A 24,256-nucleotide genomic window follows, 5' to 3' on the forward strand; every position below is an offset into this window, starting at 1 on the left:
CGGATTGTCATGATGAACCGCGAACAGACATTGGACGGGCTTCGCCGAAGCCCGAAGGTGGACGTGTGCGTCCTTGGCGGCGGTATCAACGGTCTCAGCGTGTTCCGCGAGCTGGCGCTGCAGGGCGTCAACGTGCTCATCGTGGAAAAGGGCGACTATTGCTCCGGGGCAAGCGCCGGGCTCTCGCGCATGGTGCATGGCGGACTGCGCTACCTGGAAAACGGTGAGTTCAACCTCGTGCAGGAATCGCTCGTCGAGCGTGACCGGTTGCTGCGCAATGCCCCTCACTATGTCGCCCCGCTGCCGACCATGGTGCCGATCTTCGATATCTTTTCCGGGCTGGCAAACGGCATCGTGCGCTTTCTGGGCCTCACCCGTCGGCCGAGCCGCCGCGGCACCGTCGCCATCAAGGCTGGACTGAGCATTTACGACTTCCTGACGCGCAAGCGCGCCCTGATGCCGCGCCATCAGTTTCGCGGTCGCAAAAGCACGCTTTCGAAATGGCCGGCGCTCAATCCGGCGATCCGCAACTCCGCCACCTATTATGATGCCTGGGTGAGTCACCCAGAGCGCATCGGCATTGAGCTCCTGCTTGATGGGCTCTTGGCCGGCCCGAGCGCCGGCGCCTTGAACTATGCGACGATCGAGCATGCACCGGCCGGGGAATTTCTGCTGCACGACGGGATTTCGGGCGAAACCTTGGCAATCAAGCCGTCACTGGTCGTCAACGCGACCGGCGGCTGGATTGACATCGCCAATGGCGCGCTCTTTCCTGAGGCAGCTCGTCCCGCGCCGCTGATCGGCGGCACGAAGGGCTCGCACCTCATCATCGACCATGCGGGGCTTCGCGACATGCTCGATGGCCACATGATCTATTACGAGAACGAGGACGGGCGCATCTGCATCCTCTTTCCTTATCTCGGCAAGGTGCTCGTCGGCTCGACGGATATCCGCGTGGACGACCCCGCAAAGGTGCGCTGCGAGGCCGAGGAGCGAGACTATATCCTGCAATCGCTCGCCTTCGTGTTGCCGGGTGTCCGCATCCGCCCGGAAGAGATCGTCTTCCAGTTCGCAGGCGTGCGCCCGCTGCCGGCAAGCAATGACAGCTTCACCGGCCGCATCCCGCGTGACCATTATTGCACCGTTCTCGAAGGCCGCGACGGCGGGCCACCAGTGCTCTGCATGATCGGCGGCAAGTGGACGACCTTTCGCTCCTTCGGCGAACTCGCCGCCGATATGGCGTTGGAACGGCTTGACCGGAGCCGCCGCTTCGACACGGCGGACCGCACTTTCGGCGGCGGACGGGCATTTCCGATAGACCGTAGCGACTGGATTCGGGACCTGTCGGAATCGACAGGTCTTTCCCTCGATCGCGCCGCAACGCTTTTCGAGCGCTATGGTACAGATGCGAAGGCCGTTGCCCGCTTTACCGCCGCGGGGCCGGACAACCTCTTGCCTCATGCCGGCTACAGCGCCCGGGAGCTCCTGCATCTCATCCGCACGGAGGCGGTCGAGCATCTGGACGATCTGCTCCTCCGGCGCACGACACTTGCCATCACCGGCGAGCTTTCCCTGGACATGGCCGAGATCGCGCTTGACCTCCTCGCCGACGAGAAAGGCTGGCCAGTGCAGCGCAAGGACGAAGAGCGCACCCGTTTTCTCACCCTCATGCGCGACCGCCACGGCGTCGCGGAGGCAACCCTTTCCGCAAGGAACAAACAAAGGAGTGAACCATGCGAGACAACCGCAAGATCCGGATGAACCGGCTGTTCGGCAACGGCCGTTGCCTGGACGTGGCGATCGATCACGGCGTGTGCAACGAACCGTCCTTCCTCGATGGACTGGAGAACATGCCGGCCATCGTGAACGCGCTGGTCGATGCGAAGCCGGATGCGATCCAGATGAACTACGGCCAAGCCGACCTGCTGCAGGACATTTCCGGCAAGGAGAAGCCGGCGCTCGTCATGCGCATCGACATGGGCAACCCCTATAACCGGATCCGCCATCGCGACATGTGGGCGGTGTTGCAGAACGAGGCGGAGCCGCTGATCGGCGCGTTGCAGATGGATGCCGCCTGCGTGGTGGTCAACCTCTTCATGCTGCCGGACGAGCCGGATCTCTTCCGCCAGTGCGTGCAGAACATTTCTCGCGTGCGGGCAGACTGCGAAAAGTACGGCGTGCCGCTGATGATCGAGCCGCTCGTCATGCAGCCGGTCACTGAACGCGGCGGCTACATGGTCGATGGCGATGCCGACAAGATCGTCACGCTGACGCGGCTTGCCCGCGAGATGGGCGCGGACATAGTCAAGGCGGACCCGACGACGAATACGGAAGATTTTCACCGCGTGGTCGAGGCTGCGCGCTGCCCGGTTCTGGTGCGCGGCGGCGGCAAGGAAGACCTGCGCGCCGTGTTCGCCAAGTCCGCGGCCTTGATGCGGCAAGGCGCGGTGGGCATGGTCTATGGGCGCAACATTTACCAACATGCCAATCCGAGCGCCGTCGTGCGCGGGCTCATGGCGATCGTGCACGAGGATGCGGGCAGCGAGGACGCCTTCGCGCTTTATCAGCAGGTATGAAGGCATAACCGAACCTGGGAGGGGTTGCGAATGGGAGACTATCTTTTAGGGATCGACGCCGGCAACACCGTCATCAAGGCGGTGATCTTCGATCGGACGGGCCAGGAACTGGCGCATGCGGGGGAGGAGGGCCACAGCCGTATGCCATACCCCGGCCATGTCGAGCGCGATCTCGGCGAGCTGTGGGCCCATGCCAAGCGTGTCATCCGCACCTGTCTGGACAAGGCGGGCATCGCGGCGACCGATATCGCCGCAATCGGCTGTGCCGGCCATGGCAACGGGCTTTATGCGCTCGACCGGGACGGCGAACCGCTCCTCGCCATCCAGTCGCTCGACACGCGGGCGATAGGTCTCGTCGACGAATGGGCGGCGGAAGGCGTTGGCGACCGGACCTATCCGATCGGCCGCCAGCGCCCCTGGCCCTCGCAGACGCCAACGCTTCTTGCCTGGCTGAAGCGTCACAGGCCCGAGCTCTTCGAGCGCATCGGCACGGTGTTCTTCTCCAAGGATTTCCTCGTCAACCGTCTGACCGGCCGTCGCGTCAGCGAGGTCTCGGACATGTCCGGCGCCGGCCTGCTCAATCTCGCCGCCCGCCGGTACGACCGGACGCTGATGGCTGCCTATGGGCTGGCTGATTGCATGGACCTGCTGCCGCCGCTCATCGAAAGCGCCGACATCGCTGGCACCGTGACTGAAGAGGTCGCAGCGCAAACCGGGCTTGCAGCCGGCACGTCAGTCATCGGCGGGCTGTTCGACGTCGTCGCCTCAGCACTCGGCTCGGGCGTCTCGCGCACCGGCAGCGCCTCGATCATCGCAGGCACCTGGAGCATCAACCAGGTGATCATCGATCGCCCCGCCCTCGACGGGCCGGTCTTCATGTCCGCGACCTTTGACCGCAGCCGTTACATGGCGATGGAAAACAGCGCGACCTCGGCAGCCAATCTCGAATGGCTGGTAAGGGAGTTCTTCGAGGGGGAACATCAGGATGGCGTATCGCCCTTCGACGGCTGCTGCGCTTTGGCGGCTGCGATCGAGCCGACGTCCGACGATCCACTCTACCACCCCTACCTCTACGGCGCCCAGCAGGACGGCCATGCGCGCGCGGGCTTTTATGGAGTTGCGGGCTGGCATAGCAAGGGGCACCTGGTTCGCGCGCTACTGGAAGGTGTCGCCTTCGGGCATCGTCAGCACATCGAGACGATCCGCAAGGCGGGCGCCATCTTCGACGAGGCCGTGCTGTCGGGCGGCGGATCGCGCAGCCGCCTCTGGCCGCAGATATTCGCCGACGTGCTGGGTACGCCGGTTTCCGTCGCTGTCTCGCGGGAAACGGGCGCGCTGGGCGCGGCGATTGCGGCGGGAACGGGCGTCGGCCTCTTTGCAGATTTCACGGAAGGGGCGAATGCCATGGTGCGGGTCGAACGGCACTACAAGCCGAACGATGCGCTGACGGCGCACTACAACAGGCGCTATGCACTGTACAAGGATATTGCAGAAGCCATGACCCCCCTCTGGCGGCGGCTTTCGGCAACCAAAGACCAGGTGGCGGGAGCTGGGGCATGACCATGCATGGCACTGAAATGCCGGTGGACGAAGGCAGCTACGATTTCATCGTCGTTGGTGCCGGCTCGGCCGGATGCGTCCTGGCAAACCGTCTGTCGGCCGATCCGAAGAACCGGGTCCTGCTGCTCGAAGCCGGCGGCTCGGATCGCTACCATTGGGTCCATGTGCCGATCGGCTATCTCTATTGCATGGGCAACCCGCGCACCGACTGGATGATGAAGACGGCCGCGGAAGCTGGCCTTAACGGCCGCGCGCTGAACTATCCGCGCGGCAAGCTGCTTGGGGGCTGCTCGTCGATCAACGGCATGATCTATATGCGCGGGCAAGCCGCCGACTACGACGGCTGGCGGCAGGCCGGCAATGTGGGCTGGGGCTGGGACGACGTCCTGCCCTACTTCTTGAAGTCAGAAGATAACTATCGTGGCAAGTCCGCCACGCACGGCGCCGGCGGCGAATGGCGCGTCGAGCGCCAGCGCCTCTCCTGGCCGATCCTCGACGCCTTTCGCGACGCGGCGGAAGAACTCGGCATCCCGAAGACCGGCGACTTCAACGACGGTGACAACGAGGGTTCGGGTTATTTCGAAGTCAACCAGCGCGGCGGCGTGCGCTGGAATACAACAAAAGCCTTCCTGCGGCCGGCGATGAAACGCACGAATCTGCGCCTGCTCACAGGCGCCGAAACTGAGCGGCTTGAATTCAACGGAAAGACGGTCACCGGCGTGCGCTTCCAGCACCGCGGCCGCCTCTGCGTTGCTCGCGCATCCCGACAAGTCGTGCTGTCGGCTGGCGCGATCAACTCTCCGAAGATCCTGGAGTTGTCGGGCGTCGGCCGGCCGGAGGTGCTCTCGGCCAACGGAATTCCCGTCCACCACGACCTTCCGGGTGTGGGAGAAAACCTTCAGGACCACCTCCAGATCCGCACGGTCTTCAAGATTGAAGGCGCGCGCACATTGAACCAGCTCTATCACAGTCTCTTCAGCCGCGCCGGCATGGGTTTGCAATATGCCATCAGCCGGTCCGGCCCGCTCTCTATGGCGCCAAGCCAGCTCGGTATCTTTGCCAAGAGTGATCCTGCCGTCGCGACGGCCGATCTCGAGTACCATGTCCAACCGCTCAGCACCGATCGTCTTGGCGAACTGCTCCATCGCTATCCGGCTGTAACGGTGTCCGTCTGCAATCTCCGGCCCGAAAGCCGCGGCACGGTGCATTTGACGACGCGCGACGCGGCGCTGCCGCCAGAAATCCGCCCGAATTATCTCTCCACCGCCGGCGACCGGATTTTGGCGGCACGGTCCATCCGCCACGCTCGCAGCCTTATGAAAACGAAAGTGCTCGCGCGCTTCCGGCCGCAGGAAATTCTTCCCGGTCGGGAGCACGACAGCGACGAGGATTTGATCCGCAGGGCGGGCGACATCGCGACGACCATTTTTCACCCCGTCGGCACGTGCAAGATGGGGAATGACACTTTGGCGGTGGTGAATCCGATGCTGAACGTGCACGGGATCGATAGATTGCGTATCGTCGACGCCTCTATCATGCCGACGATTGTCTCTGGCAACACGAACTCACCGGTGATTATGATCGCGGAGAAGGCTTCGGAAATCATTCTGAAGCAGTTGTGAGCATTAATCGAAAATGTGCTTAAAGCCGGCGAAGGCGTTCACGTTCAAACGCAGTGAGCAAGGCTCCAGTTCCGATCCTTTTAAGGTCGTTTGTATTGTTCGTTTGCCCCGAATATAAGCTTTCGCGGCGGCATGGACGCTCACCCGCCCTTTGGGAGTCAGACAGCGAAACGTTTCTTCCTCGGAGCGTGGCTGCCGTTAAACCGCTTCTCTGCCATTGCGAGCTATCGTGGTCAACGACACTCCCGTGCAAGGTTGAGCCTCCATTCACCCAACGGTGTCCGCGGCTGTGCACCGACTTGTAATGCCGACGGGCACCTCTTATCTGTTGGCAATCATCCACATAATCCCACACCGCACGGCTGGCGTCCTGATGACGTCGACAATCCGCGTGTCGAAGGGCCTAAGGTACTCGATTGAACACAACAAGCACTGCTGCCGCGCCTGCGGCCACGAAGCCGCGCGAGCGCGGTGGGTCGTCGCTCGGCCGGACAACAACTGGAAGCCTTACCCCTGCCTTCTAACGCGCAGGGAACTGAAGGCGATCATTGCCAAGCAACTCGGCTGAACATTAACCACAATGATAAGGGAGAAGCAGTTGCAGGTCATCGTCAGAGACAACGATGTCAAACAGGCCATCCACGAGTTGAAAATGAGATGCAACGCGAAGCCCGTTCCGTGAGTGAAGGAACGCCGCGCCTGCGAGAAGCCCTCGGAACGTCGGGTTCGCGAACGAGCCTAGGTGATTGCCAGATGGCGAAAGGCAGTCCGCAAGAAGATGCAGCGCGCGAGGGCCTTTTCCCTATCGCCATGCGCCGAGCGTCTGCCCGTAAATGATTCTGGCCCGCCGGCACATTAAGCCGGCAGCCGACACCCTGAAAGGTCGAACGATGGAAGAATTGCACAGCATAACGATCTCGGACGAGCGGCTCGACGATTGCCGCGATGTCGTCGAGCCTGATCTGCAGGATCTGATCCGCACTACGATCGCTTCTGGCTTCTCGGCCGAGGAAGTCCTGATTGCGATCAGCGAACTGGTGGCAGAGGATTTCGCAGCAGTCGTCAAAACGCCGAGTGTCCACTGACACGCCGGCGAGGAACTGACCATGAGCATTTCGCCGCAAGGAGACCTGTTTGCTGAAGCGGAGGCGCGATTGCCCCAGGGCTTCCGCTATCAACCCGCCGTCGTTCCCGAGGCGGTCCAGTCGGATCTGCTTCGAGAGATAAGACAATTGCCGCTGAAACCCTTCGACTTTCATGGCTTTGAGGGCAAGCGAAAGGTCATCTCCTATGGCTGGAAGTATGACTTCGATAGCGAGCGGGTGAGACGCATTGACGACGTTCCGCCGTTCCTTTTGCCCGTGCGCTCCCTTGCGGCAGCTTTCGCCGATATCGAACCCGATGGCTTGCAACAGGCGCTGATTACCGAATATGCGCCGGGCGCGCCGATCGGCTGGCATAAAGACAAAAGGGTGTTCGGCAGGGTTGTCGGTGTCTCATTGCTGTCGCCATGTACTTTCAGGCTGAGGCGCCGCGCCGGCCCGAACTGGGAGCGTGTCTCGGTGATTGCCGAGCCGGGCTCCGTCTACCTGCTGTCGGGTCCCGCCCGGAGCGAATGGGAGCACTCGATCCCGCCCGTCGAGCAGCTTCGCTATTCCATTACCTTCCGGGAGATCGGCTGACGGAACCGTGCAGGTTCCCTGAACAGCGGCGCGATGATCTGGTTGGCCTTACGGTCTTGAACAGTCGGAGACAACTCCCAATATCATTTCGTCAGGATCATTGGTGGCATGAAAGGAGGAAAAGATGCCGCTGAACGATGTTCCATGGACCCGGCCGGTAAGGATTCGGCTGCAATGCGGTTTGGAGCGGATCTTCACAGGCGCTTACGACGCGTTGGATTTTCTCGAAAACGAATGGCCACTGCGCCACGGAGAGCGCCACGAGCGCGCGGTGAAGACGTGCCGGGGTGCCCTCAACGGAACCATTCCCGCGGTGATCGCGCGCGAGGCATTCCTGGCGGCTTGTCTTGAAGCCGGCATGCCTGCCGTCATGGTCCCGTGGAAGAGAAGGCCGTCCGTCCATCCGGGCCGGCCAGCACGTGTAGCCATTATCTAGGGCATCAGCGATGGCCTCGTCTCCGAAGAGGCGAGGCCTGGTACAAGCTTCCTGTTTTCGGCTGCAGGAACGCCATCATGGAACTTCCAGCTGCCAAGCAGCATTCCGCTGTCGGACGCTGTTTTCGGGAACAACCATGGCCAGTGACAAACTATCGACCTATCGATCGAAGCGCGATTTTCAAAGGACCGCTGAGCCGAGCGGTGAAGGGCGCATTGCGCGCAGCAATCGCCCTCGTTTCGTCATCCAGAAACACGACGCGACCCGCCTTCACTACGATCTGAGGCTCGAGTTCGATGGGGTCTTCAAGTCCTGGGCCGTAACGAAGGGCCCGTCGCTCGACCCCCACGACAAGCGGTTAGCGGTCGAGGTGGAGGACCACCCACTCGATTATGGCGATTTCGAAGGGACTATCCCGAAAGGCCAGTATGGCGGCGGTACTGTGATGCTATGGGACCGTGGCTATTGGAAGCCGGAAGGAAAGAAGAGCCCGAAGCAAGCTCTGGAAAAGGGCGACTTCAAATTCACCCTCGAAGGCAAACGCCTGCATGGCGGCTTCGTGCTGGTGCGCATGGGCAACGATCGCGAACGTGGTAAGCGAACCAACTGGCTGCTGATCAAGCACCATGACGCGTTCTCGGTCGAGGAGAATGGCGCGGCGATCCTGGAGGAGAATGACACATCGGTCGCCTCCGGCCGAACAATGGAGATGATCGCCGCTGGCAAAGGGCGCAAGCCCAAACCATTCATCGTCGCGGGAGGCGACGTTCAGGCTGATGCGGTCTGGGACAGCCATCAAGGGCTGGCCGCTGACGAGCGAAAATCGGATGTACGAGCCGGCAAGGCGTCGGTTTCGCCTGTCGACCTGCCTGACTTCGTCGCGCCACAGCTCTGTCAGACCCTGGAGCGCCCTCCCGTGGGCAAGGGCTGGATCCACGAGATCAAGTTCGACGGTTACCGGATCCAGATGCGCGTGCTGGACGGTGAGGCGACACTGAAGACCCGCAAGGGCCTCGACTGGACAGCCAAATATCGCGAAATAGGCGAGGCGGCATCTGCACTGCCCAATTCGATTATCGATGGTGAGATCTGCGCCCTCGACGAGAATGGTGCGCCCGATTTCGCAGCCCTGCAAGCGGCGCTTTCGGAAGGCAAAGCCGGCGATCTCGTCTACTTCGCATTCGATCTTCTTTACGACGGTGGTGAGGATTTGCGATCTCTGTCAGTTGTAGATCGGAAGGCGCGGTTGCAGGCCCTGCTGGCCGGGGCAGGCAACAATCCCCGCATCCGGTTTGTCGAGCATTTCGAGACTGGCGGCGACGCGGTCCTCAGATCTGCCTGCAAGCTGTCGCTGGAAGGCATCATCTCAAAACAGGTGGACGCGCCGTACCAATCTGGCCGATCCGAAACCTGGGCCAAATCCAAATGTCGGGCCGGCCACGAGGTCGTGCTGGGGGCTTATGCCAAGACGAATGGCAAGTTCAGATCCTTGTTGGTCGGCGTCTACCACGGCGACAACTTCGTCTATGTCGGCCGCGTCGGTACCGGATACGGCGCGAAGAAAGTGGAAACGTTGCTTCCGAAGTTGAAGGCGCTCGAGACGACGAAATCGCCCTTTACTGGCATCGGCGCGCCGAAGAAGGAGGCGGAGGTCACTTGGCTGAAGCCCGAACTCGTGGCGGAAATCGAATTCGCAGGCTGGACCGGCGACGGTCTTGTCCGCCAAGCTGCTTTTAAGGGACTGCGCGATGACAAGCCGGCCAAGGAAGTCGAGGCCGAACGGCCGGCGAAGCCTTCGAAGACCGACGTGCCCCGCCCGGCTCTGGCATCTACGGGGTCTAGGTCAACCCGGCGGAAGGGTGTTAAGGCAGAGGTGATGGGCGTGCTGATCTCCAACCCGGACAAGCCGCTGTGGCCGGATGCCAATGACAAGGGACCCGTCACCAAGGAAGAGCTGGCCCGCTATTACGAAGCCGTCGGCTCCTGGATGATCGAGCACATCAAGGGGCGGCCCTGCTCCATTATCCGCGCGCCTGACGGGATCGGTGGCGAGCAGTTTTTCCAGCGACATGCCATGCCTGGCACCTCGAGCCTTCTCGAACTGGTGAAGGTCTTCGGTGACAAGAAGCCTTATCTGCAGATCGACCGGATCGAGGGTTTGGCTGCCGTCGCTCAGATCGGTGCTGTCGAACTGCATCCTTGGAATTGCGAGCCGCAGCAGCCGGAAGTGCCGGGACGCCTCGTCTTCGACCTCGATCCTGGTCCGGACGTACCCTTTTCCACAGTCGTTTCAGCAGCTCGAGATATGCGTGACAGGCTTGAGGAACTCGGCCTGATCAGTTTCTGTAAGACAACTGGCGGCAAGGGCCTTCATGTGGTCACTCCGCTTGCCATCAACAAGCGCAAGCCGCTCTCCTGGTCGGAGGCGAAAGGGTTTGCGCATGCCGTCTGCCAGCAGATGGCGCGCGACAATCCCGAACTCTATCTGATCAAGATGACCAAGAGCTTGAGGAACGGCCGGATCTTCCTCGACTATTTGCGCAATGACCGCATGGCGACGGCGGTTGCACCATTGTCACCACGGGCCCGAGCGGGCGCCACCGTCTCGATGCCGCTGACATGGACGCAGGTCAAATCCGATCTCGATCCGCAGCGATTCACGATCAGGTCTGTGCCGGTTCTGCTCGCAAAGACGCCGGCCTGGCAGGGCTATTGTGATGCCCAGCGGCCGCTGGAGCAGGCGATTAAGCGTTTGGGCAAGACAAGAGCCACCGCATGAGCGGCATCTCCGATCACTCTGCTGCGGATCATATTGCCTTGATGGTCATGGCCTGAGTTGCCGTCATGCCAAAACGCATGACGGCTGGCTTATCGCCATAGATGATTTCATGCTGGCATGCCGTGCATGCCAATAATCCAGCTCGCGCTTGAGAAGTGGCCTTTCGTCATCACTGACCTGCCGTGCCGAAGCCGCTCCTCCAGGGATGCAATCGCCGCCGATCATCTCGGCGGCCCTTTCGCGTGAACAGGTTCCGCGAAGCGCTGATCGCCTGTTCCGGCGCCAAAGGTGTGATCTATTTCCATCACCAATCCGTCACATCGAAGACGGCCGCGTTGTCCTGGATCTCCCGAAGCCCCTTGTAGGAAGCGTGTCGTAGATTGCGGTCATGCGTCCAGCCGCGAAATTCGATCTCGACGATCAGTGTCGGCTGCGCGAAGACGAAGCGCTTGCCCTTAAGCGGAACCACCGGCTTGTTCGTTCTCAGCTGATCGAGCGTCTTTTTCAAGTGCTCGGCATCGCTCCTGGTGAAACCGGTGCCGACCGACCCGACATAAACCCAGTCGAAGCCCTTTTTGCCGGCCAATAACAGACTACCGATGCCGCCGCGCGCTGACGCCGATTGTTCGTAGCCGACGACCATGAAGCTTTCGCTCTGGACGCACTTGATCTTCAGCCAGTCGCCAGTCCGACCGCTGCGGTAAGGTTGATCCCGATGCTTGGCTATGATCCCTTCCAGGCCGACCTGGCATGCGTGCTCAAGGAGATCTTCGGCTGGCAGTTCTATCGCTTCGGAAAGGCGGATCGTCTCATTGCCGCCTTCTGGTATCAGATCTTCAAGAAGGCGCCGGCGCACGGCAAGCTCGGTGCGAGTGAGATCGCGTCCGTCGAGATAGAGAAGGTCGAAGGCGTATAGGATGGACTCGGTCGAGATCCGTTTGCCGCCCCGACCTCCGAGCGAACGCTGCAAGGCGCCAAAGTCCGACCGGCCCTGATCGTCGAGAACAACGGCCTCGCCGTCGAGAATGGCGGTCGTCACGCCGAGGTCCTTTGCGGCCGCGGCGATCGACGGAAAGCGGTAGGTCCAGTCATGGCCGCCGCGGGTAATGATACTCACACCCTTTGGTTCGATATGGATCGCGAGCCGGTAACCGTCCCACTTCACCTCGTAAAGCCAATCAGGTCCCACCGGGACCACGCTCTTCAGCAGCGCGAGGCAGGGTTCCACGCGCTGCGGCATCGGATCGAAAGGCAGGTTCGGCTGGTCGGGATCGCGCTTGCGGATCGGACGCGACTGGAGTGCAGAACGAGACACGTCGAGCAATGGCAAAGAGGGCCGGCGCGGGCGCGTCATGAGGCTACTGCCTCTCCGAGCGGTTTTCAGCTTCGACCGATTTGCGCAATGCATCCATGATGTTGATGACGTTGGTTGGCGCCGGCTCTTCCTTGCCCTTGCCTTTCGGCTTTGCCCTGGCGGGCTTCTTCATCAGCTTCTTCTTCGCCTCGATGATGTCGAGGAGCTTATCCTGGACAGGGTCGGAGGCCATCTTCGGGTTCCAGGGTTGTGTCTGCTTTTTGATGAGTTGCTGGACGAGGGGCATCAACTCATTGTCGGTCATCTCGTCATCGATCTTCTCGAAGTAGGTCTCGGCATCGCGGACCTCATCCCCGTAACGCAGCGTCCAGAGCACGATGCCCTTGCCGCGCGGCTCAAGCATGACAGCGCGTTCCCGCCGTGAGATGACAAGTCTGGAAATACCGACCATATTTTCGGCCGCCATGGCGTCGCGAATGACCGAGAAGGCTTCTTGGCCGACAGGGTCGTCCGGCGACAGGTAGTAAGGCGTATCGAGCCAGATCCATCCAACGCTATCGCGCGGCGCGAACACCTCGATGTCTATGGTTTTGGTGCTCTCGAGTGCGACATTTTCGAGTTCCTCGTCTTCGAGAATGACATAGTCGTTCTCGCCTTTTTGGTAACCTTTGACTTCGTCTTCGTCCTTCACCTCCTTGCCGGTGACGGAATCGACATAGTGGCTCACGACGCGGTTCTGGGTTTGCCGGTTCAGCGTGTGGAAGCGCACCTTTTCGTTTTCCGACGTGGCCGGCATCATCTGTACCGGGCAGGTAACCAGCGAAAGCTTCAGATAGCCTTTCCAGTAAGGGCGGAGAGCCATGGGGTCCTCTTCGATCAGCCAGCACGACGCTGGTGGGCGCCACCAGTGCTGCGGGCCGTGGATGCGGTGGCGCGATTGGCTTTTTGCCGGCCTTTGCCGCCGTTGGCGTTGGCCGCGGTGCGTTTGCTCTTGGCAGGCGTGGACATTCCGGCACTTTCACGCAGGGCCTGCAGAAGATCGCTCGGCTTGGATGCTGGGGGTGCCTTCTTCTTCGGCAGCGTGCGGCCTTCCATCTTTGCTTTCACGAGCTCGGCCACCGCCTCCTCGTAGCGGTCGTCGAACTGTTTCGGGTCGAACTCACCCTTCTTGGTGTTGATGATGTGCTTTGCCAGCTCCAGCATCTCGCCTTCAATCTTCAGGTCCGGCATCTCCTCGAACGCCTTTTCGGATGAACGCACCTCGTAGTCGTAGTTCAACGTCGATCCAATCAGGCCCTTGCCGTGCGGTCGGATAAGTACGGTGCGCAGGCGCCGGAACAGGACCGCGCGAGCGATTGCGGCGACCTTGGCTTTTTTCATGCCGTCGCGCAGGAGCTTGTACGCATCGCTCCCCATCTTGTCGGGCGCAAGATAATACGGTTTGTCGAAATAGACGGCGTCGACCTCGTCGCAAGGAATGAATGCCTCGACCTTTAGTGTCTTGTCGCTATTTGGAATCGCGGCTGTAACTTCTTCGGGTTCGAGGACAACAAAACGCCCGTCCTCGATCTCGAAACCCTTCACCTGTGCCTCGCGCTCCACCGGGTCGCCGGTTTCGCTATCGACGAATTCGCGGCGAACGCGATTGCCGGTCTTGCGGTTCAAGGTATTGAAGGCGATCCGCTCGGAGGACGAGGCAGCCGTGTAAAGCGCGACCGGAAACGCAACTTCGCCGAACTTGATGTAGCCCTTCCAATTCGCTCGCGGGGTAACCATTTACGCGGACTCCTGACTCCAACTATCGCGAATCAACCCAATCACTGATCGATTGTTCCGATTCGAAACGAATCTAATTTCAATGACTTAGCCTTGCGTCGCGGCTCTCTTTCAGAGTCATCCTCATGGCCTTGATTCGATGCATCTTTTTGCAGAGCGTGCGTTCATCGTTCGTCGCAATTGACGGATGGATGACGACCAAGCCCGAACTGATCGATACAGGCAGCGACGAACGCTTTGTCGGCCGCAATGAAAAGGGACAGTTCAAGGAGAGCGACGACGTCGGCGGCTCTCTTTTCCACAAATCGCCACCGAACGGCAAAAACCAAGGCAAGGCCTGGTGAGGGCGACCGGGGCGATGGGAAGGTCAAGCACTGACCAGGTTTCGCCGTTGAACTGGCATCAACGGCGGATAAGAGCTTTAAGCGTCTGCGGGCGAAACGGGGGATGTCATTGAAGTGCTTCGATCAGTTCCCCGATCGTCCGGATTGGTCGGTGCTATGCGGCCACTTGCATTGTGACTTGGCTCCAGTCAGGTTACTCGCGAAGATTCCCATGAGAAATTCGCCAGCGGTCAAGGCAAGAGTGGCGATTTCGTGGTATAGCGCGCAATCAGATGAGGCAAAGGATTGGGAGGACCTGGAAATGGTTGAAGCCGGCTCCAATAGCCGACTAACTGGCGGTTGCCGTTGCGGCGCTGTTCGATATGAGTCAGATCGACCTGTTCATGCCGCGATCTGCCACTGCGAGGACTGTCGTCGTTCGTCTGGTGCGCCGATGGTCGGCTGGATGGGGGTAGCGGCCGGCAGCTTCCGAATTACCAAAGGCGATCCTCGCATCTGGTCATCCAACGGCCAAGCGCGCCGACATTTCTGCGCGACATGCGGAACAGGCCTTATCTATCTGAACGAAGCCCTCATTCCCGGCATCGTTGACGTGCAAATCGCCACCCTTGACGACCCAACGATGGTTGCCCCTGACATTCAGGTTCAGGTTGCCGAGCGCTTGCCTTGGTCCGCGCACATCCACGCGCTTCCAATATTCGATCGGTATCCAGATTGAGGCGGCCGCGAGAGGAAACCGCGGAAGAAGCTGAAGCCTGAGCCGCGAGAGGCGGGCAATATAGTCTTCCCAGCTCGGTCCAATGACGCGTTGGGGAGGACCAACGGCTCAATGCAAAAACGGAGACCTTGTGCGCCGTACAACGGCGCCCCCCTTGACCCATTTTGCCGCTAAGGGATCGCTGAATGGCAGCACCGCGGATGGGTTCGGGCCGGTAAAGCTGCGGCCGTGGTGGATTGAGACTACTCGACAAGCTGAATCTCCGGTTTCGGCTCGTACCAGCCATGACGGCGCCGTGACCAGAAGATCGCAGCTGGCGGCGCGAAATCTGGCTCGGCGAAACAGCCAATCGAGACGACGATCTGCTCGTCCAGCACCTCCGCCTCCATATAGATCAGCGTGCCGCAATTCGGGCAGAAGATCTGATCCGTCCAGCGGCCCTTGTCGGTGAAGCGCCGGAAGCGCCGTCGCTCGCCGTCGTCGGCGATGATGGCCTGTTTGCGATAACGCGCCCGGTAAGAAAATGCCGAGCCAGTCGCTTTCTGGCAGTCCAGACAAGCGCAGGCATAGACCCGCTCCGGCGCGCCGCGGAGGGTCAGCTTCAGGCTGCCGCAGGAACAGCGTGCCGTGCGGACGACGGGCTTTTCCGCACCGGTCATGGCGCACTCATGAAACGGGCCAGTATCGCGAAATCGTCGCCGACGTGACCATTTTGGATGACAGTTCTGAAGAGGCTGGCGTAGGCATCGGCAAGCACCGGATTCAGGCCGCGCTCGGCGTTGATATGCCGCAGATGCTGCAGAGCGACATTGTGAGCAGCGATTGTTGCAAATGTTTCATCGTCGCCGCCGTCGCGACCGTCGCGGACCCGTTGCATGAGGTCCCGCTCGGCCCCGTCGATGACCGGCTGGACGAGCTTGAGATAGGTCGCGTAGGTGTCGGCATTGATGTTTTCTGCCCGGTTGATGGTGAGCGCTTGAAGCGTGCCGAACAACGTGCTCCACATCTGCCCAAGAAGGGCGCTGTCGAGGGCCGATGCAGCCCCGAAATCCTCGCTGAGGAAGGCGGATTTCCCCGCGAGCGCGACAAATACCCTTTCGTGCTTTTGGTAAAGCGACTTCGACCCGACGAAGAGGATCAGCGTTTCGGGTTCTCCGATGACATTTGGTGTCGCCATAATGGCGCCGTCGAGATAGGCGATCCCGTGGCCGGTCGCCCAGGCGCCGGTGTCGCGCGACGCTTTTGGGGAGCCCGAGGTGAGTTGCACCAGGAGCTTGCCCTTCAGCGTCTGTGTGACCTCCGGCTTTCTCAGCTGTGCGTCGGAGGCCGCATAGTCGAGCAGGTTGACGAAGACGATCTCGGCCTCAGCCGCCGCCGCTTCCGGCGTTGGTTTCGCCTGCACACCGAACGGCGCCAGCGCTTCCGCCTTCGCCGCCGTTCTGTTCCAGACATGCACCTCATGGCCGCTTTTTGCGAGCGTCCGAACAAGTGAAGCTCCCATCCGGCCCGCGCCGAAGAACCCTATTGTCGTCATCGAATTGAACTCCAATATTTGAGACGTCATTTGATACGGCTGCGAGTCGGAGAGGTAAATTGCGTACCTTCAGGTAAGCGGTTACTCTGCAGTAAGGGAGAACGGAAATGAAACGCCTGCCGGACGACGATTGCGGCTTTGCAAGTGCGCTCAACGTGATCGGTGGAAAGTGGAAGACCGACATCCTCTGGGAGATCAATCTCTCTCCCCGCCGCTTCGGCGAGCTGAGGCGCATCCTGTCAGGGATCAGCGAGAAAGTGCTCGCCCAGCAGCTTCGCGAGATGGAGGCGGACGATCTCATCAGCCGCAAGGTATTTCCGGGGAAGGTGCAGCGGGTGGAATATTCCGCGACCGAGTTCGGCCGCAGCCTCAACCATGCCGTGACCGTGATGGCAAACTGGGGTAAGGCATACGAAATCCGCATGGCGGAGAAGGCAGAGGAGGAGCGTCGGCCCGTCTTGGCGATGGGGGCCTGAGGCAGATCCTGCCGAAATTCATCGCCGTTCCGCACTGGCTTCACCGTATTTGCTGAGCAGCCGAGGACTCTTGCCTTGTCGCTCAAGCGGGACAGCACCACCCCCTGCGGCTAGAATTTCTGTTCTACGGGAGTCGCCAGTCCAGTTCGTGGGACCTCCAGTCAAGCCTCCCCATGTCAGGTTGATGTTCCCTCTTGCTCTACGTCCTCGTCCTGTCGGACGTTCACCCCAATTGCTTCGGGCATGAGATACCCGTCTTAAGGTCGTGCTGGATCATGATGCCGTGGTGTCCGTCGGAATAAGGGCATCTGCGAATCACCGGCGAATTCGGCGGTGGGATCCCCGCGCGAAGGCGTGGATCGCAATAGTTCGATCTTGGAATTCGCGACGTGAGCGGCAATCAGCCAGATCACGTCTTGTTCAAAAAATGTTGCAACGCAGTATGCTGCGAGACTCTTTTTTTGCTCTCGTCCTGCCCTTTATTGTGCATGTGCGAACAGATCGCTTCTGCAACCCGCCGGATGAGAGACATCCTCCCAGTCCGACGTCCGGCCAGAAAGAGGATCCGATATATGGGTGATTTCCTGAAAGGTATCTCTAGTTTTCGTGGCGCCGTGTTTCCGAATCATTCGGCGCTTTACCGCAAGCTGGCGCGCGAAGGCCAGCAGCCGCATGCTCTGATGATATCGTGTGCCGACAGCCGAGTGATGCCGGAAACGATTACGCAGGCCGGTCCCGGCGATCTCTTCGTCTGCCGCAATGCCGGCAATATTGTTCCCCCCTTCTCGACCCTCAATGGTGGGGTTTCTTCCGCAATCGAATATGCCATCCTGGCGCTCGGCGTCAGCGACATTGTCGTTTGCGGTCACTCCGATTGCGGGGCGATGAAAGGGCTGTGCCACCCGGAAATTCTGGAACCAATGCCGAATGTCGCAGCCTGGCTGCGGCACAGCCACGCCGCCTATTCGATTGTTTGCCAAGCCTATGCCGACGATCTCTCCGAAACTGACCGCGTGCGCGCGGTAGCAATGGAAAACGTCGTCGTGCAGCTCGACCATTTAAAGACCCATCCGTCGGTAGCTGCGAAGCTTGCGACCAACGAGATCACGCTGCACGGCTGGTTCTTCGACATAGAGACGGGCGAGGTGCAAGTTTATGACGGGGCTTTGACAACGTTTACCGAGGTGCAGGAGGGCGAGCCGCTGCCGGTCGCCATCACAGGACGAGATCACCCGCATGTCATGCCGCGGGTTGCCGCAACGCTTGCCGGGGAGTAGCGCCATGATAAACAACGGCTCTGCATTCTCGCGCGACCTCGCTTCGTCACTGGTGGTTTTTCTTGTCGCCATTCCGCTCTGCCTGGGAATTGCGATCGCCTCCGGGGTACCAGCGGCCATGGGGCTTATCTCCGGTATCATAGGAGGCCTCGTCGTCGGCCTGCTGGCAGGCTCGCCTCTTCAGGTCTCCGGGCCTGCCGCCGGTCTTGCCGTCATCGTCTTCGGCTTCGTCGAACAGTATGGCATTGCCATGCTCGGTCCCGTGCTGCTCATTGTCGGCCTCCTGCAGATCATGGCGGGTTTCCTCAGGATCGGCTCCTGGTTCAGAGCGATTTCGCCGGCCGTCGTTCATGGTATGCTGGCCGGCATCGGCATTTTGATCATCCTCGGACAGGTCCATGTACTCATGGATGCCAAGCCTGCCGCAGGTGGTATCGAGAATGTCACCGCGATAAACGAGAGTGTCGGTAGATTGTGGGGCGCCAGCGTGACCAACGAGGCCGTCGCGCTGCTGGTCGGTCTTATCGCCCTCCTCGCCATGGTCTGCTGGGAACAATTCCGCCCCAAATGGCTGGCGCTGGTTCCGGGGGCGCTTCTCGGGGTTGCTGGCGCGACGGTCCTGACGACAACACTTGAACTCCCGATCGCTCGTGTGGAAGTGCCTGCCTCACTGGCAGAGAGCATATCGATGCCGACGGCCGAGAATTTTGGCCAGCTAGTGCAGCCCGGCATTATCTTGACGATCCTGATGATTGCCGTCATTGCGAGCGCCGAAACGCTTCTTTCGGCCGCCGCCGTCGACCGAATGCATGACGGGGGACGCACGCGCTTCAACAAGGAGCTGTTCGCCCAAGGCGTCGGTAACGGGCTTTGCGGATTGCTCGGGGCATTGCCTATCACCGGTGTTATCGTCCGTTCATCGGCCAACATCCAGGCTGGGGCTCGCACGCGGACCTCGGCAGTATTGCATGGCGTGTGGATCCTGGGCCTTGTTGCGCTTTTGCCGGGATTGCTGGAAATGGTCCCCTTGACGGCTCTCGCCGCCGTGCTGCTCGTCACCGGCTGGCGGCTGATCAGCCTTCACCATGTGCGCCACCTGTTCGAACACCATGGTCTCATGCCGGTTGGAATCTGGGCCGTCACGGTGGCCATGGTCGTCCTGCAGGACCTGCTGGTCGGGGTGGCGCTCGGCCTTGCGCTGTCGATCCTCGAAATTTTTCCCTATCTGCGCCGAAAGCTCGCAATCAGGCATTCCGAGATCGACGATGAAATTCATGTCCGACTGGGCGGAGCGGTCACTTGCAAGGACGTGCCGGTGCTGCTTAGCACGCTCGAAGGGCTGCCCGAAGGCCGTAAAGTCAATATCATCGGCAAACACCTGCTTTACATGGATCACACCAGTGCGGAGACCATCAGCGAATGGCTCAGGCGTGAGACGAAATCCGGCCGAACCGTCGAGATTCATCCGCCGCAGGCGGCGCGTCATCCCCGCCTTAAGCCGCTATTTGCGCGTTTCTCTGCAGAAGCCGCCTGATTGTTCGCGGGGAGGGCAATTCTTGCGGTTGCCCTCCCGTCTAAAGCCCGTCTCACTAAACCGGCAGCCTGTAACGAACCCGCCATGATGGCGGGAGAGAGAACGCTCCAACCCGGGCGCGATCACGTTGCATTCGTGGAATTTGCTTCGTAATTGCGAGGATGATTTGCCGCAGAAAATGCCACCCAGCTCGTGGAGCTCTTTGGATTGCGCGGTGCCCACGTCCACCTTATGGCCCAAGCCCGTAAGAACGCGAGCCCGCTCGCTTGAACCGGCTGCTCCAAGACAGAGCCTTTGGAAGAGTTCGTCGTTAAATCCTGTTCCGCATCGATTCCTCGTTCAGGCTCCGCCGGCCAGTCAATCGATTTCGCGACCCTTGCCGTAGTCTTCATCGGAAACCTTCTCCATCCAGGTGACCGAACTGCCGTTTAGGGCTTCGGCCACGGCAAAATGCGTCATCGGCTCGCCTGCCGAGGCGCCGTGCCAGTGCTTGACCAGCGGCGGTATCCAGACCACGTCGCCCGGTCCGACCTGCTCGATAGCCTTTGCTTCTGTCTGAATCCAGCCGCGGCCGGAGATGATGAAGAGCGTTTGACCAAGCGGGTGGGTATGCCATGCCGTGCGGGCCCCGGCCGGGAAGGATACTGTCGCTCCGCCTATGCGGGCGGGCGCATCGCCCCGATAGAAGCCAGAGGTCTCGACCTCGCCCGTGAAATATTGTTCGGGAGCCCTGGCCCGGCCCTGGTTCACGCGGGTTATCTTAAGATCGGCCGAGGCCGCAGATGCTTGAGAGGCGGCCTCCCGACTGTCGAACACCCGCTGGAGCACCTGCACTGCGGACATGGCTCGTGGCCAACCCGCGTAGAAGGCAACCTGGGTTACGACCTCAGATGCTTCTGCGCGGGTCAAGCCGCTGTCCATCGCCCGGTTCGCATGGAAAGGAAGCTGCTCCGGTTGTCCAATAGCAATCAGCGCCGACATCGTTACCAGGCTGCGGTCGCGGGCCGAAAGATCTGGCCGCTGCCAGAGGTCCCCGAAAAGCACGCGGTTTGTGAGATCGGCAAGCCCAGCGGCGGTCGGAGCGACGGAGGCATTGACCGTCGCCGCGCGAGCCGCCTCGGCGGCAGCCTCGAGCTCGATCCGGGCCGTCACACTGTTCTTGACCGGAGCGATGTTACGCTCGTCAAATACCGTTTTAGTCTCTGCTACGGCGGAGATGGCGTTCGGCCAACCGGAATAAAAGGCGAGCTGCGTGACCAGTTCGCCTATCTCTTCGGCTTTGACGCCGTTGTCGAGGGCACGTCGGACATGACCGCCGATCTGCGCCGTCTTGCCGGTCGAGATGATCGCCGAGACGGTGACGAGGCTCCGATCGCGAGGTGCAAGTTCTGCTCGTTCCCAAACCTCGCCGAAGAGCACATCGTCGGTGAAGTGGGCAAGGCCGGGCGCGACGTCGTAGACGGCGGGTGGAGCGACCCGGCGACGTTCCTGAGCCTCGACTCCTGCCGCGGCGAGAGCGGAAATGGCGATGCCTGCGGCAATGTTCTTCATCTGGCTTTCCTCTTCCATGGTCTGTTCCCGTGAACGCTAGCCCTCCAGTAGCGCGCCGTGTCTAGTGTATGAGATGGGTGACGTATCCCATTCGATTAGATTGCTGCATCCGATTAGGTCCATATCTCCCATTCATGAACCGGACTGTGTGCACGCGTCCCGCAGTAACAGCGCCTAGCCGACGTTCAATTGGACCCTGAGCAGCGTCTTTATTGCGCGGCGTTCGTCCATGGCGCCATAGCCTTCGGCGACTTTGGCAAGTGGCAGTTCGAGGTCGAAAACCTTGCCTGGGTCGATGATGCGATCGAGTATCTGGTCCGTCAGGTAGGGCAGGAAGCGGCGGGCTGGGGTCAGACCGCCGAACATCAATCTTGCCGCACGGGCGGGCACAGTTCTGCGCCAACCCGTCCAAGCGTCAGCGCCCGGTAGTGGCCATCAACTGTTCCGGATAGCGTTCCCCCTCAATTTCGATCGTCGCGGCGGCATCCTCGATCTCGGTAAGGTCCGCGGCCGTCAGGGCGACGTCGACTGCTCCCAGATTCTCTTCCAGGCGATGCAGCTTCGTGGTGCCCGGAATTGGCACGATCCACGGCTTTTGGGCAAGCAACCAGGCCAGAGCGATCTGAGCCGGCGTCGCGCTTTTCTCTCTTGCGATGCGTTTCAACAGATCGACGAGGGCCTGGTTCTTTTCAAGCGCTTCAGGAGTGAAGCGCGGCAGAATTTTACGGAAGTCATTGTCTCCGATCTCCGTGTCCTTGCTGATCGCACCGGTGAGGAACCCCTTGCCGAGCGGACTATAGGCAACAAGGCCGATGCCGAGTTCCTCGCACGCGGCCAGGATGCCGTTGGTTTCCGGCCCGCGGGTCCAAAGCGAATACTCGTTCTGTAGTACCGCAACGGGCTGGACGGCGTGGGCGCTGCGGACCGTTTGCGCGCCAGGTTCGGACAGTCCGAAGTGCCTGACCTTGCCCTTTGCGATCAGATCCTTCACCGCGCCGGCGACATCCTCAATCGGCACGTTCGGATCCACGCGGTGCTGGTAAAAGAGGTCGATGAACTCGACACCGAGCCGCTTCAGCGATGCGTCGCATACCTCGCGTATGTGTTCCGGATGGCTGTTCAGTCCCGCCATCTTCCCGTCTTCGATGTTGAAGCCGAACTTGGTTGCGATGACCGCGCGGTCGCGGACCGGCGCGAGCGCTTCACCTACGATCTGCTCGTTCGTAAATGGGCCGTAGACCTCAGCCGTGTCGAAGAAGGTCACGCCGCGTTCGACCGCGGCGCGGATGAGCGCGACGCTGTCCTGCCTGCTCAGGGAATGACTGTAACTGAAGTTCAGCCCCATGCACCCGAAGCCGAGAGCCGATACCTCCAGGCCGCTCTTTCCAAGGACACGTTTCTGCATTTGCATTCTCCATTTTTGCGTGGTGGGGCCTGTCGGGGCTACACCTGCCATGGCGCAACCGCCGATGATGATGAAAACGCGTGACCTTCAAATTAGCGCTGGCGGGGACGATCTATTAGGTGCTAGGTTCGGCATGGACCTATGCTGTGGATTCATGAATGAAGCGGGACGAACTCGGGGATCTTGTGGCCTTCCTCGCTGTCGCGGAGGAGCGTAGCTTTACCCGCGCGGCTGCACAGCTCGGAACATCTCAGTCTTCGCTGAGCCACAACGTGCGCCGTCTGGAAGAGCGCATGGGCGTGCGGTTGCTCACACGAACGACGCGCAATGTCTCTCCCACTGACGCAGGCGAACAACTGGCCGAAACTCTGCGCCCAGCCTTCGATGACATCCGGAGCAGGATCAATGCCCTGAGCGCGTTGCGTCAGCGGCCCGCCGGAACGATACGCATCACGTCAAGTCGACACGCGGCCGAGACCATACTCATGCCTGCGGTGAAACGTCTGATGGCCGAATTTTCCGAGATCAACGTGGAAATATCGATCGAGCAAAGGTTCGTTGATCTGGCCGCTGAGCGCTTCGATGCTGGCATACGGCTTGGAGAGGGCGTTGAGAAGGACATGATCGCTGTAAGGATCGGACCGGAGCTTCGCATGGTGGTTGCCGGATCGCCGCAGTACTTCGAGCGTCATACGAAGCCTCGGACACCTCACGACCTGACGCAGCACACCTGCATCAATCTGCGCCTTCCTACGCTCGGCGGGCTCTACGCATGGGAATTCGAGAAAGATACACGTCCGCTGAACGTCCGCGTCGACGGCCAATTCATCTGCAATGATGTGCCGATGATAATCGACGCCGCTTTGAGCGGTATCGGGTTGACGTGTCTCCCCGACGATCATCTCGGTCCGCTGGTGAAGGAGGGCAAATTGGTTTCGGTGCTGGAGGACTGGTGCCCACCATTTCCTGGCTATCATCTCTACTATCCGAGCCGCCGCCTGGCTTCGCCTGCATTCGCGCTTCTGGTCGACGCTTTGAGATATCGGTCGGCCTAGTGTCAAAGAAAAAACAGCTCTGAGTGTTACGACAGCACTCGGGCCAGTGCTCTTTCAGCGCTATTCGGTATCAAAGCCCCGTCGATCTCGGATGTGACGGAGCTGGCAGAGAGGAGGTATGTCGATGAAACCGCGAATTTCTGTCTTGACGCTGGGTGTTGCCCATCTTGAGCGCGCGCTTGCCTTTTATCGTGACGGCCTGAAACTGCCCACTCAAGGGATCGTCGGCCGTGAGTTCGCGCATGGCGCCGTCGCGTTCTTTGACCTTTCCAGCGGGGTTAAACTTGCGATTTGGGCTCAGGATGATCTGGCGCACGACAGCGGTCTGGCGAAAGCGCCCGCGAGCAGCACCTCGTTCTCGATCGGCCACAACGTCTCGCATCGACGTGAGGTTGACGAGGTCATGGAACAAGCCCGGCTTGCGGGAGCAGACATCGTAAAGCCCGCTGAGGAAACGTTTTACGGTGGATACGCTGGATACTTTACTGATCCGGACGGCCACCTGTGGGAAGTGGTGTGGAATCCGGCCAATCTGCCACCGCAGGATTGAATGACTTGACGTCCGCTACAGCGAACGGAACGGATGCCCGCATCCTGGCCAACGTGCCGCGCCGGC

At 60.6% G+C, this 24,256-nt stretch carries 22 protein-coding genes and 3 pseudogenes; 17 read left to right on the forward strand and 8 right to left on the reverse strand.

The window, feature by feature from the left end; genetic code table 11:
* Nucleotides 1-12: 12 nt before the first annotated feature.
* From A3C3_RS0107785 to ligD (A3C3_RS0107835), 10 genes and pseudogenes are all read left to right on the forward strand, one after another.
* Nucleotides 13-1,761, forward strand: a complete 1,749-nt coding sequence (locus A3C3_RS0107785) for a glycerol-3-phosphate dehydrogenase/oxidase (RefSeq protein WP_028739477.1) — start codon at nt 13-15, stop codon at nt 1,759-1,761.
* Nucleotides 1,734-2,576 (forward strand): class I fructose-bisphosphate aldolase, encoded by an 843-nt coding sequence (locus tag A3C3_RS0107790; RefSeq protein WP_022714045.1) that lies wholly within the window; start codon nt 1,734-1,736, stop codon nt 2,574-2,576. The genes A3C3_RS0107785 and A3C3_RS0107790 overlap by 28 nt, the downstream gene beginning before the upstream one ends.
* Before the next feature lie 30 nt (nt 2,577-2,606).
* On the forward strand, nt 2,607-4,136 hold the full coding sequence (locus tag A3C3_RS0107795; protein ID WP_022714046.1) for an FGGY-family carbohydrate kinase: 1,530 nt from the start codon (nt 2,607-2,609) through the stop codon (nt 4,134-4,136).
* A gap of 2 nt (nt 4,137-4,138) precedes the next feature.
* The gene (locus tag A3C3_RS0107800; protein WP_145611758.1) at nt 4,139-5,758 is read left to right on the forward strand and encodes a GMC family oxidoreductase; all 1,620 of its coding nucleotides are present in this window, start codon (nt 4,139-4,141) and stop codon (nt 5,756-5,758) included.
* Between the two features lie 373 nt (nt 5,759-6,131).
* Complete coding sequence (locus tag A3C3_RS45975; RefSeq protein WP_167521906.1) at nt 6,132-6,326, forward strand: hypothetical protein; 195 nt, start codon at nt 6,132-6,134, stop codon at nt 6,324-6,326.
* A gap of 30 nt (nt 6,327-6,356) precedes the next feature.
* Nucleotides 6,357-6,595, forward strand: a pseudogene (locus tag A3C3_RS46810) (30S ribosomal protein S21).
* 53 nt (nt 6,596-6,648) lie between these two features.
* Nucleotides 6,649-6,843 (forward strand): hypothetical protein, encoded by a 195-nt coding sequence (locus tag A3C3_RS0107815; RefSeq protein ID WP_022714050.1) that lies wholly within the window; start codon nt 6,649-6,651, stop codon nt 6,841-6,843.
* A 21-nt stretch (nt 6,844-6,864) separates the two neighbouring features.
* Nucleotides 6,865-7,440, forward strand: a complete 576-nt coding sequence (locus A3C3_RS0107820; RefSeq protein ID WP_022714051.1) for an alpha-ketoglutarate-dependent dioxygenase AlkB — start codon at nt 6,865-6,867, stop codon at nt 7,438-7,440.
* Nucleotides 7,441-7,564: 124 nt separating this feature from the next.
* Nucleotides 7,565-7,876: a DUF982 domain-containing protein gene (locus tag A3C3_RS0107825; RefSeq protein WP_022714052.1), complete on the forward strand. Its 312-nt coding sequence runs from the start codon at nt 7,565-7,567 to the stop codon at nt 7,874-7,876.
* A gap of 136 nt (nt 7,877-8,012) precedes the next feature.
* Entirely contained in the window at nt 8,013-10,655 is a 2,643-nt protein-coding gene (gene ligD / locus A3C3_RS0107835; protein ID WP_022714054.1) for a DNA ligase D, read from the forward strand.
* 304 nt (nt 10,656-10,959) lie between these two features.
* Here the strand turns inward: ligD (A3C3_RS0107835) and ligD (A3C3_RS0107845) are convergent, their stop codons facing one another.
* The 3 genes from ligD (A3C3_RS0107845) to ku (A3C3_RS0107855) are packed head-to-tail and all read right to left on the reverse strand — an operon-like array spanning nt 10,960 to nt 13,746.
* Nucleotides 10,960-12,009 carry a non-homologous end-joining DNA ligase gene (ligD, locus tag A3C3_RS0107845; protein ID WP_022714055.1) on the reverse strand — a complete coding sequence of 350 codons (1,050 nt, stop codon included), beginning with the start codon at nt 12,007-12,009 and terminating at the stop codon, nt 10,960-10,962.
* A 4-nt stretch (nt 12,010-12,013) separates the two neighbouring features.
* On the reverse strand, nt 12,014-12,832 hold the full coding sequence (gene ku / locus A3C3_RS0107850; protein ID WP_022714056.1) for a non-homologous end joining protein Ku: 819 nt from the start codon (nt 12,830-12,832) through the stop codon (nt 12,014-12,016).
* 14 nt (nt 12,833-12,846) lie between these two features.
* The gene (ku, locus tag A3C3_RS0107855; RefSeq protein ID WP_022714057.1) at nt 12,847-13,746 is read right to left on the reverse strand and encodes a non-homologous end joining protein Ku; all 900 of its coding nucleotides are present in this window, start codon (nt 13,744-13,746) and stop codon (nt 12,847-12,849) included.
* A gap of 191 nt (nt 13,747-13,937) precedes the next feature.
* Here ku (A3C3_RS0107855) and A3C3_RS41330 point away from each other — a divergent pair.
* Together A3C3_RS41330 and A3C3_RS0107865 are read left to right on the forward strand one after the other, a co-directional pair.
* Nucleotides 13,938-14,124, forward strand: a pseudogene (locus A3C3_RS41330) (hypothetical protein).
* A gap of 267 nt (nt 14,125-14,391) precedes the next feature.
* Complete coding sequence (locus A3C3_RS0107865) at nt 14,392-14,808, forward strand: GFA family protein (protein ID WP_028739478.1); 417 nt, start codon at nt 14,392-14,394, stop codon at nt 14,806-14,808.
* A 242-nt stretch (nt 14,809-15,050) separates the two neighbouring features.
* On the opposite strand, the gene A3C3_RS37985 is transcribed toward A3C3_RS0107865, so the two are convergent.
* Nucleotides 15,051-15,467 (reverse strand): GFA family protein, encoded by a 417-nt coding sequence (locus A3C3_RS37985; protein WP_022714059.1) that lies wholly within the window; start codon nt 15,465-15,467, stop codon nt 15,051-15,053.
* Nucleotides 15,464-16,372 (reverse strand): NAD(P)-dependent oxidoreductase, encoded by a 909-nt coding sequence (locus tag A3C3_RS0107875; protein WP_084796918.1) that lies wholly within the window; start codon nt 16,370-16,372, stop codon nt 15,464-15,466. Before A3C3_RS0107875 ends, A3C3_RS37985 begins: the two co-directional genes overlap by 4 nt.
* A 77-nt stretch (nt 16,373-16,449) precedes the next feature.
* Here A3C3_RS0107875 and A3C3_RS0107880 point away from each other — a divergent pair, with 77 nt between their 5' ends.
* From A3C3_RS0107880 to A3C3_RS0107890, 3 genes are all read left to right on the forward strand, one after another.
* The gene (locus A3C3_RS0107880) at nt 16,450-16,818 is read left to right on the forward strand and encodes a winged helix-turn-helix transcriptional regulator (RefSeq protein ID WP_022714061.1); all 369 of its coding nucleotides are present in this window, start codon (nt 16,450-16,452) and stop codon (nt 16,816-16,818) included.
* Nucleotides 16,819-17,390: 572 nt separating this feature from the next.
* Entirely contained in the window at nt 17,391-18,095 is a 705-nt protein-coding gene (locus A3C3_RS0107885) for a carbonic anhydrase (protein ID WP_022714062.1), read from the forward strand.
* A 4-nt stretch (nt 18,096-18,099) separates the two neighbouring features.
* A complete protein-coding gene (locus tag A3C3_RS0107890; RefSeq protein WP_022714063.1) occupies nt 18,100-19,629 on the forward strand; it encodes a SulP family inorganic anion transporter in 1,530 nt (509 codons plus the stop codon).
* 357 nt (nt 19,630-19,986) lie between these two features.
* On the opposite strand, the gene A3C3_RS0107895 is transcribed toward A3C3_RS0107890, so the two are convergent.
* The 3 genes and pseudogenes from A3C3_RS0107895 to A3C3_RS0107905 form a co-directional block, all read right to left on the reverse strand.
* Entirely contained in the window at nt 19,987-21,180 is a 1,194-nt protein-coding gene (locus A3C3_RS0107895) for a (R)-mandelonitrile lyase (RefSeq protein WP_028739480.1), read from the reverse strand.
* A 174-nt stretch (nt 21,181-21,354) separates the two neighbouring features.
* Nucleotides 21,355-21,540: pseudogene (locus A3C3_RS0107900) on the reverse strand (IMP dehydrogenase); the annotation flags it as partial.
* Nucleotides 21,541-21,595: 55 nt separating this feature from the next.
* Nucleotides 21,596-22,585 carry an aldo/keto reductase gene (locus A3C3_RS0107905; protein WP_022714066.1) on the reverse strand — a complete coding sequence of 330 codons (990 nt, stop codon included), beginning with the start codon at nt 22,583-22,585 and terminating at the stop codon, nt 21,596-21,598.
* A 158-nt stretch (nt 22,586-22,743) separates the two neighbouring features.
* On the opposite strand from A3C3_RS0107905, the gene A3C3_RS0107910 reads away from it, so the two are divergent.
* Entirely contained in the window at nt 22,744-23,640 is an 897-nt protein-coding gene (locus A3C3_RS0107910; protein WP_022714067.1) for a LysR family transcriptional regulator, read from the forward strand.
* A 124-nt stretch (nt 23,641-23,764) separates the two neighbouring features.
* The gene (locus tag A3C3_RS0107915) at nt 23,765-24,190 is read left to right on the forward strand and encodes a VOC family protein (RefSeq protein WP_028739481.1); all 426 of its coding nucleotides are present in this window, start codon (nt 23,765-23,767) and stop codon (nt 24,188-24,190) included.
* Nucleotides 24,191-24,256: the final 66 nt, after the last annotated feature.

Origin of the sequence: Rhizobium mongolense USDA 1844, assembly GCF_000419765.1 — a bacterium.
Lineage (GTDB): Bacteria > Pseudomonadota > Alphaproteobacteria > Rhizobiales > Rhizobiaceae > Rhizobium > Rhizobium mongolense.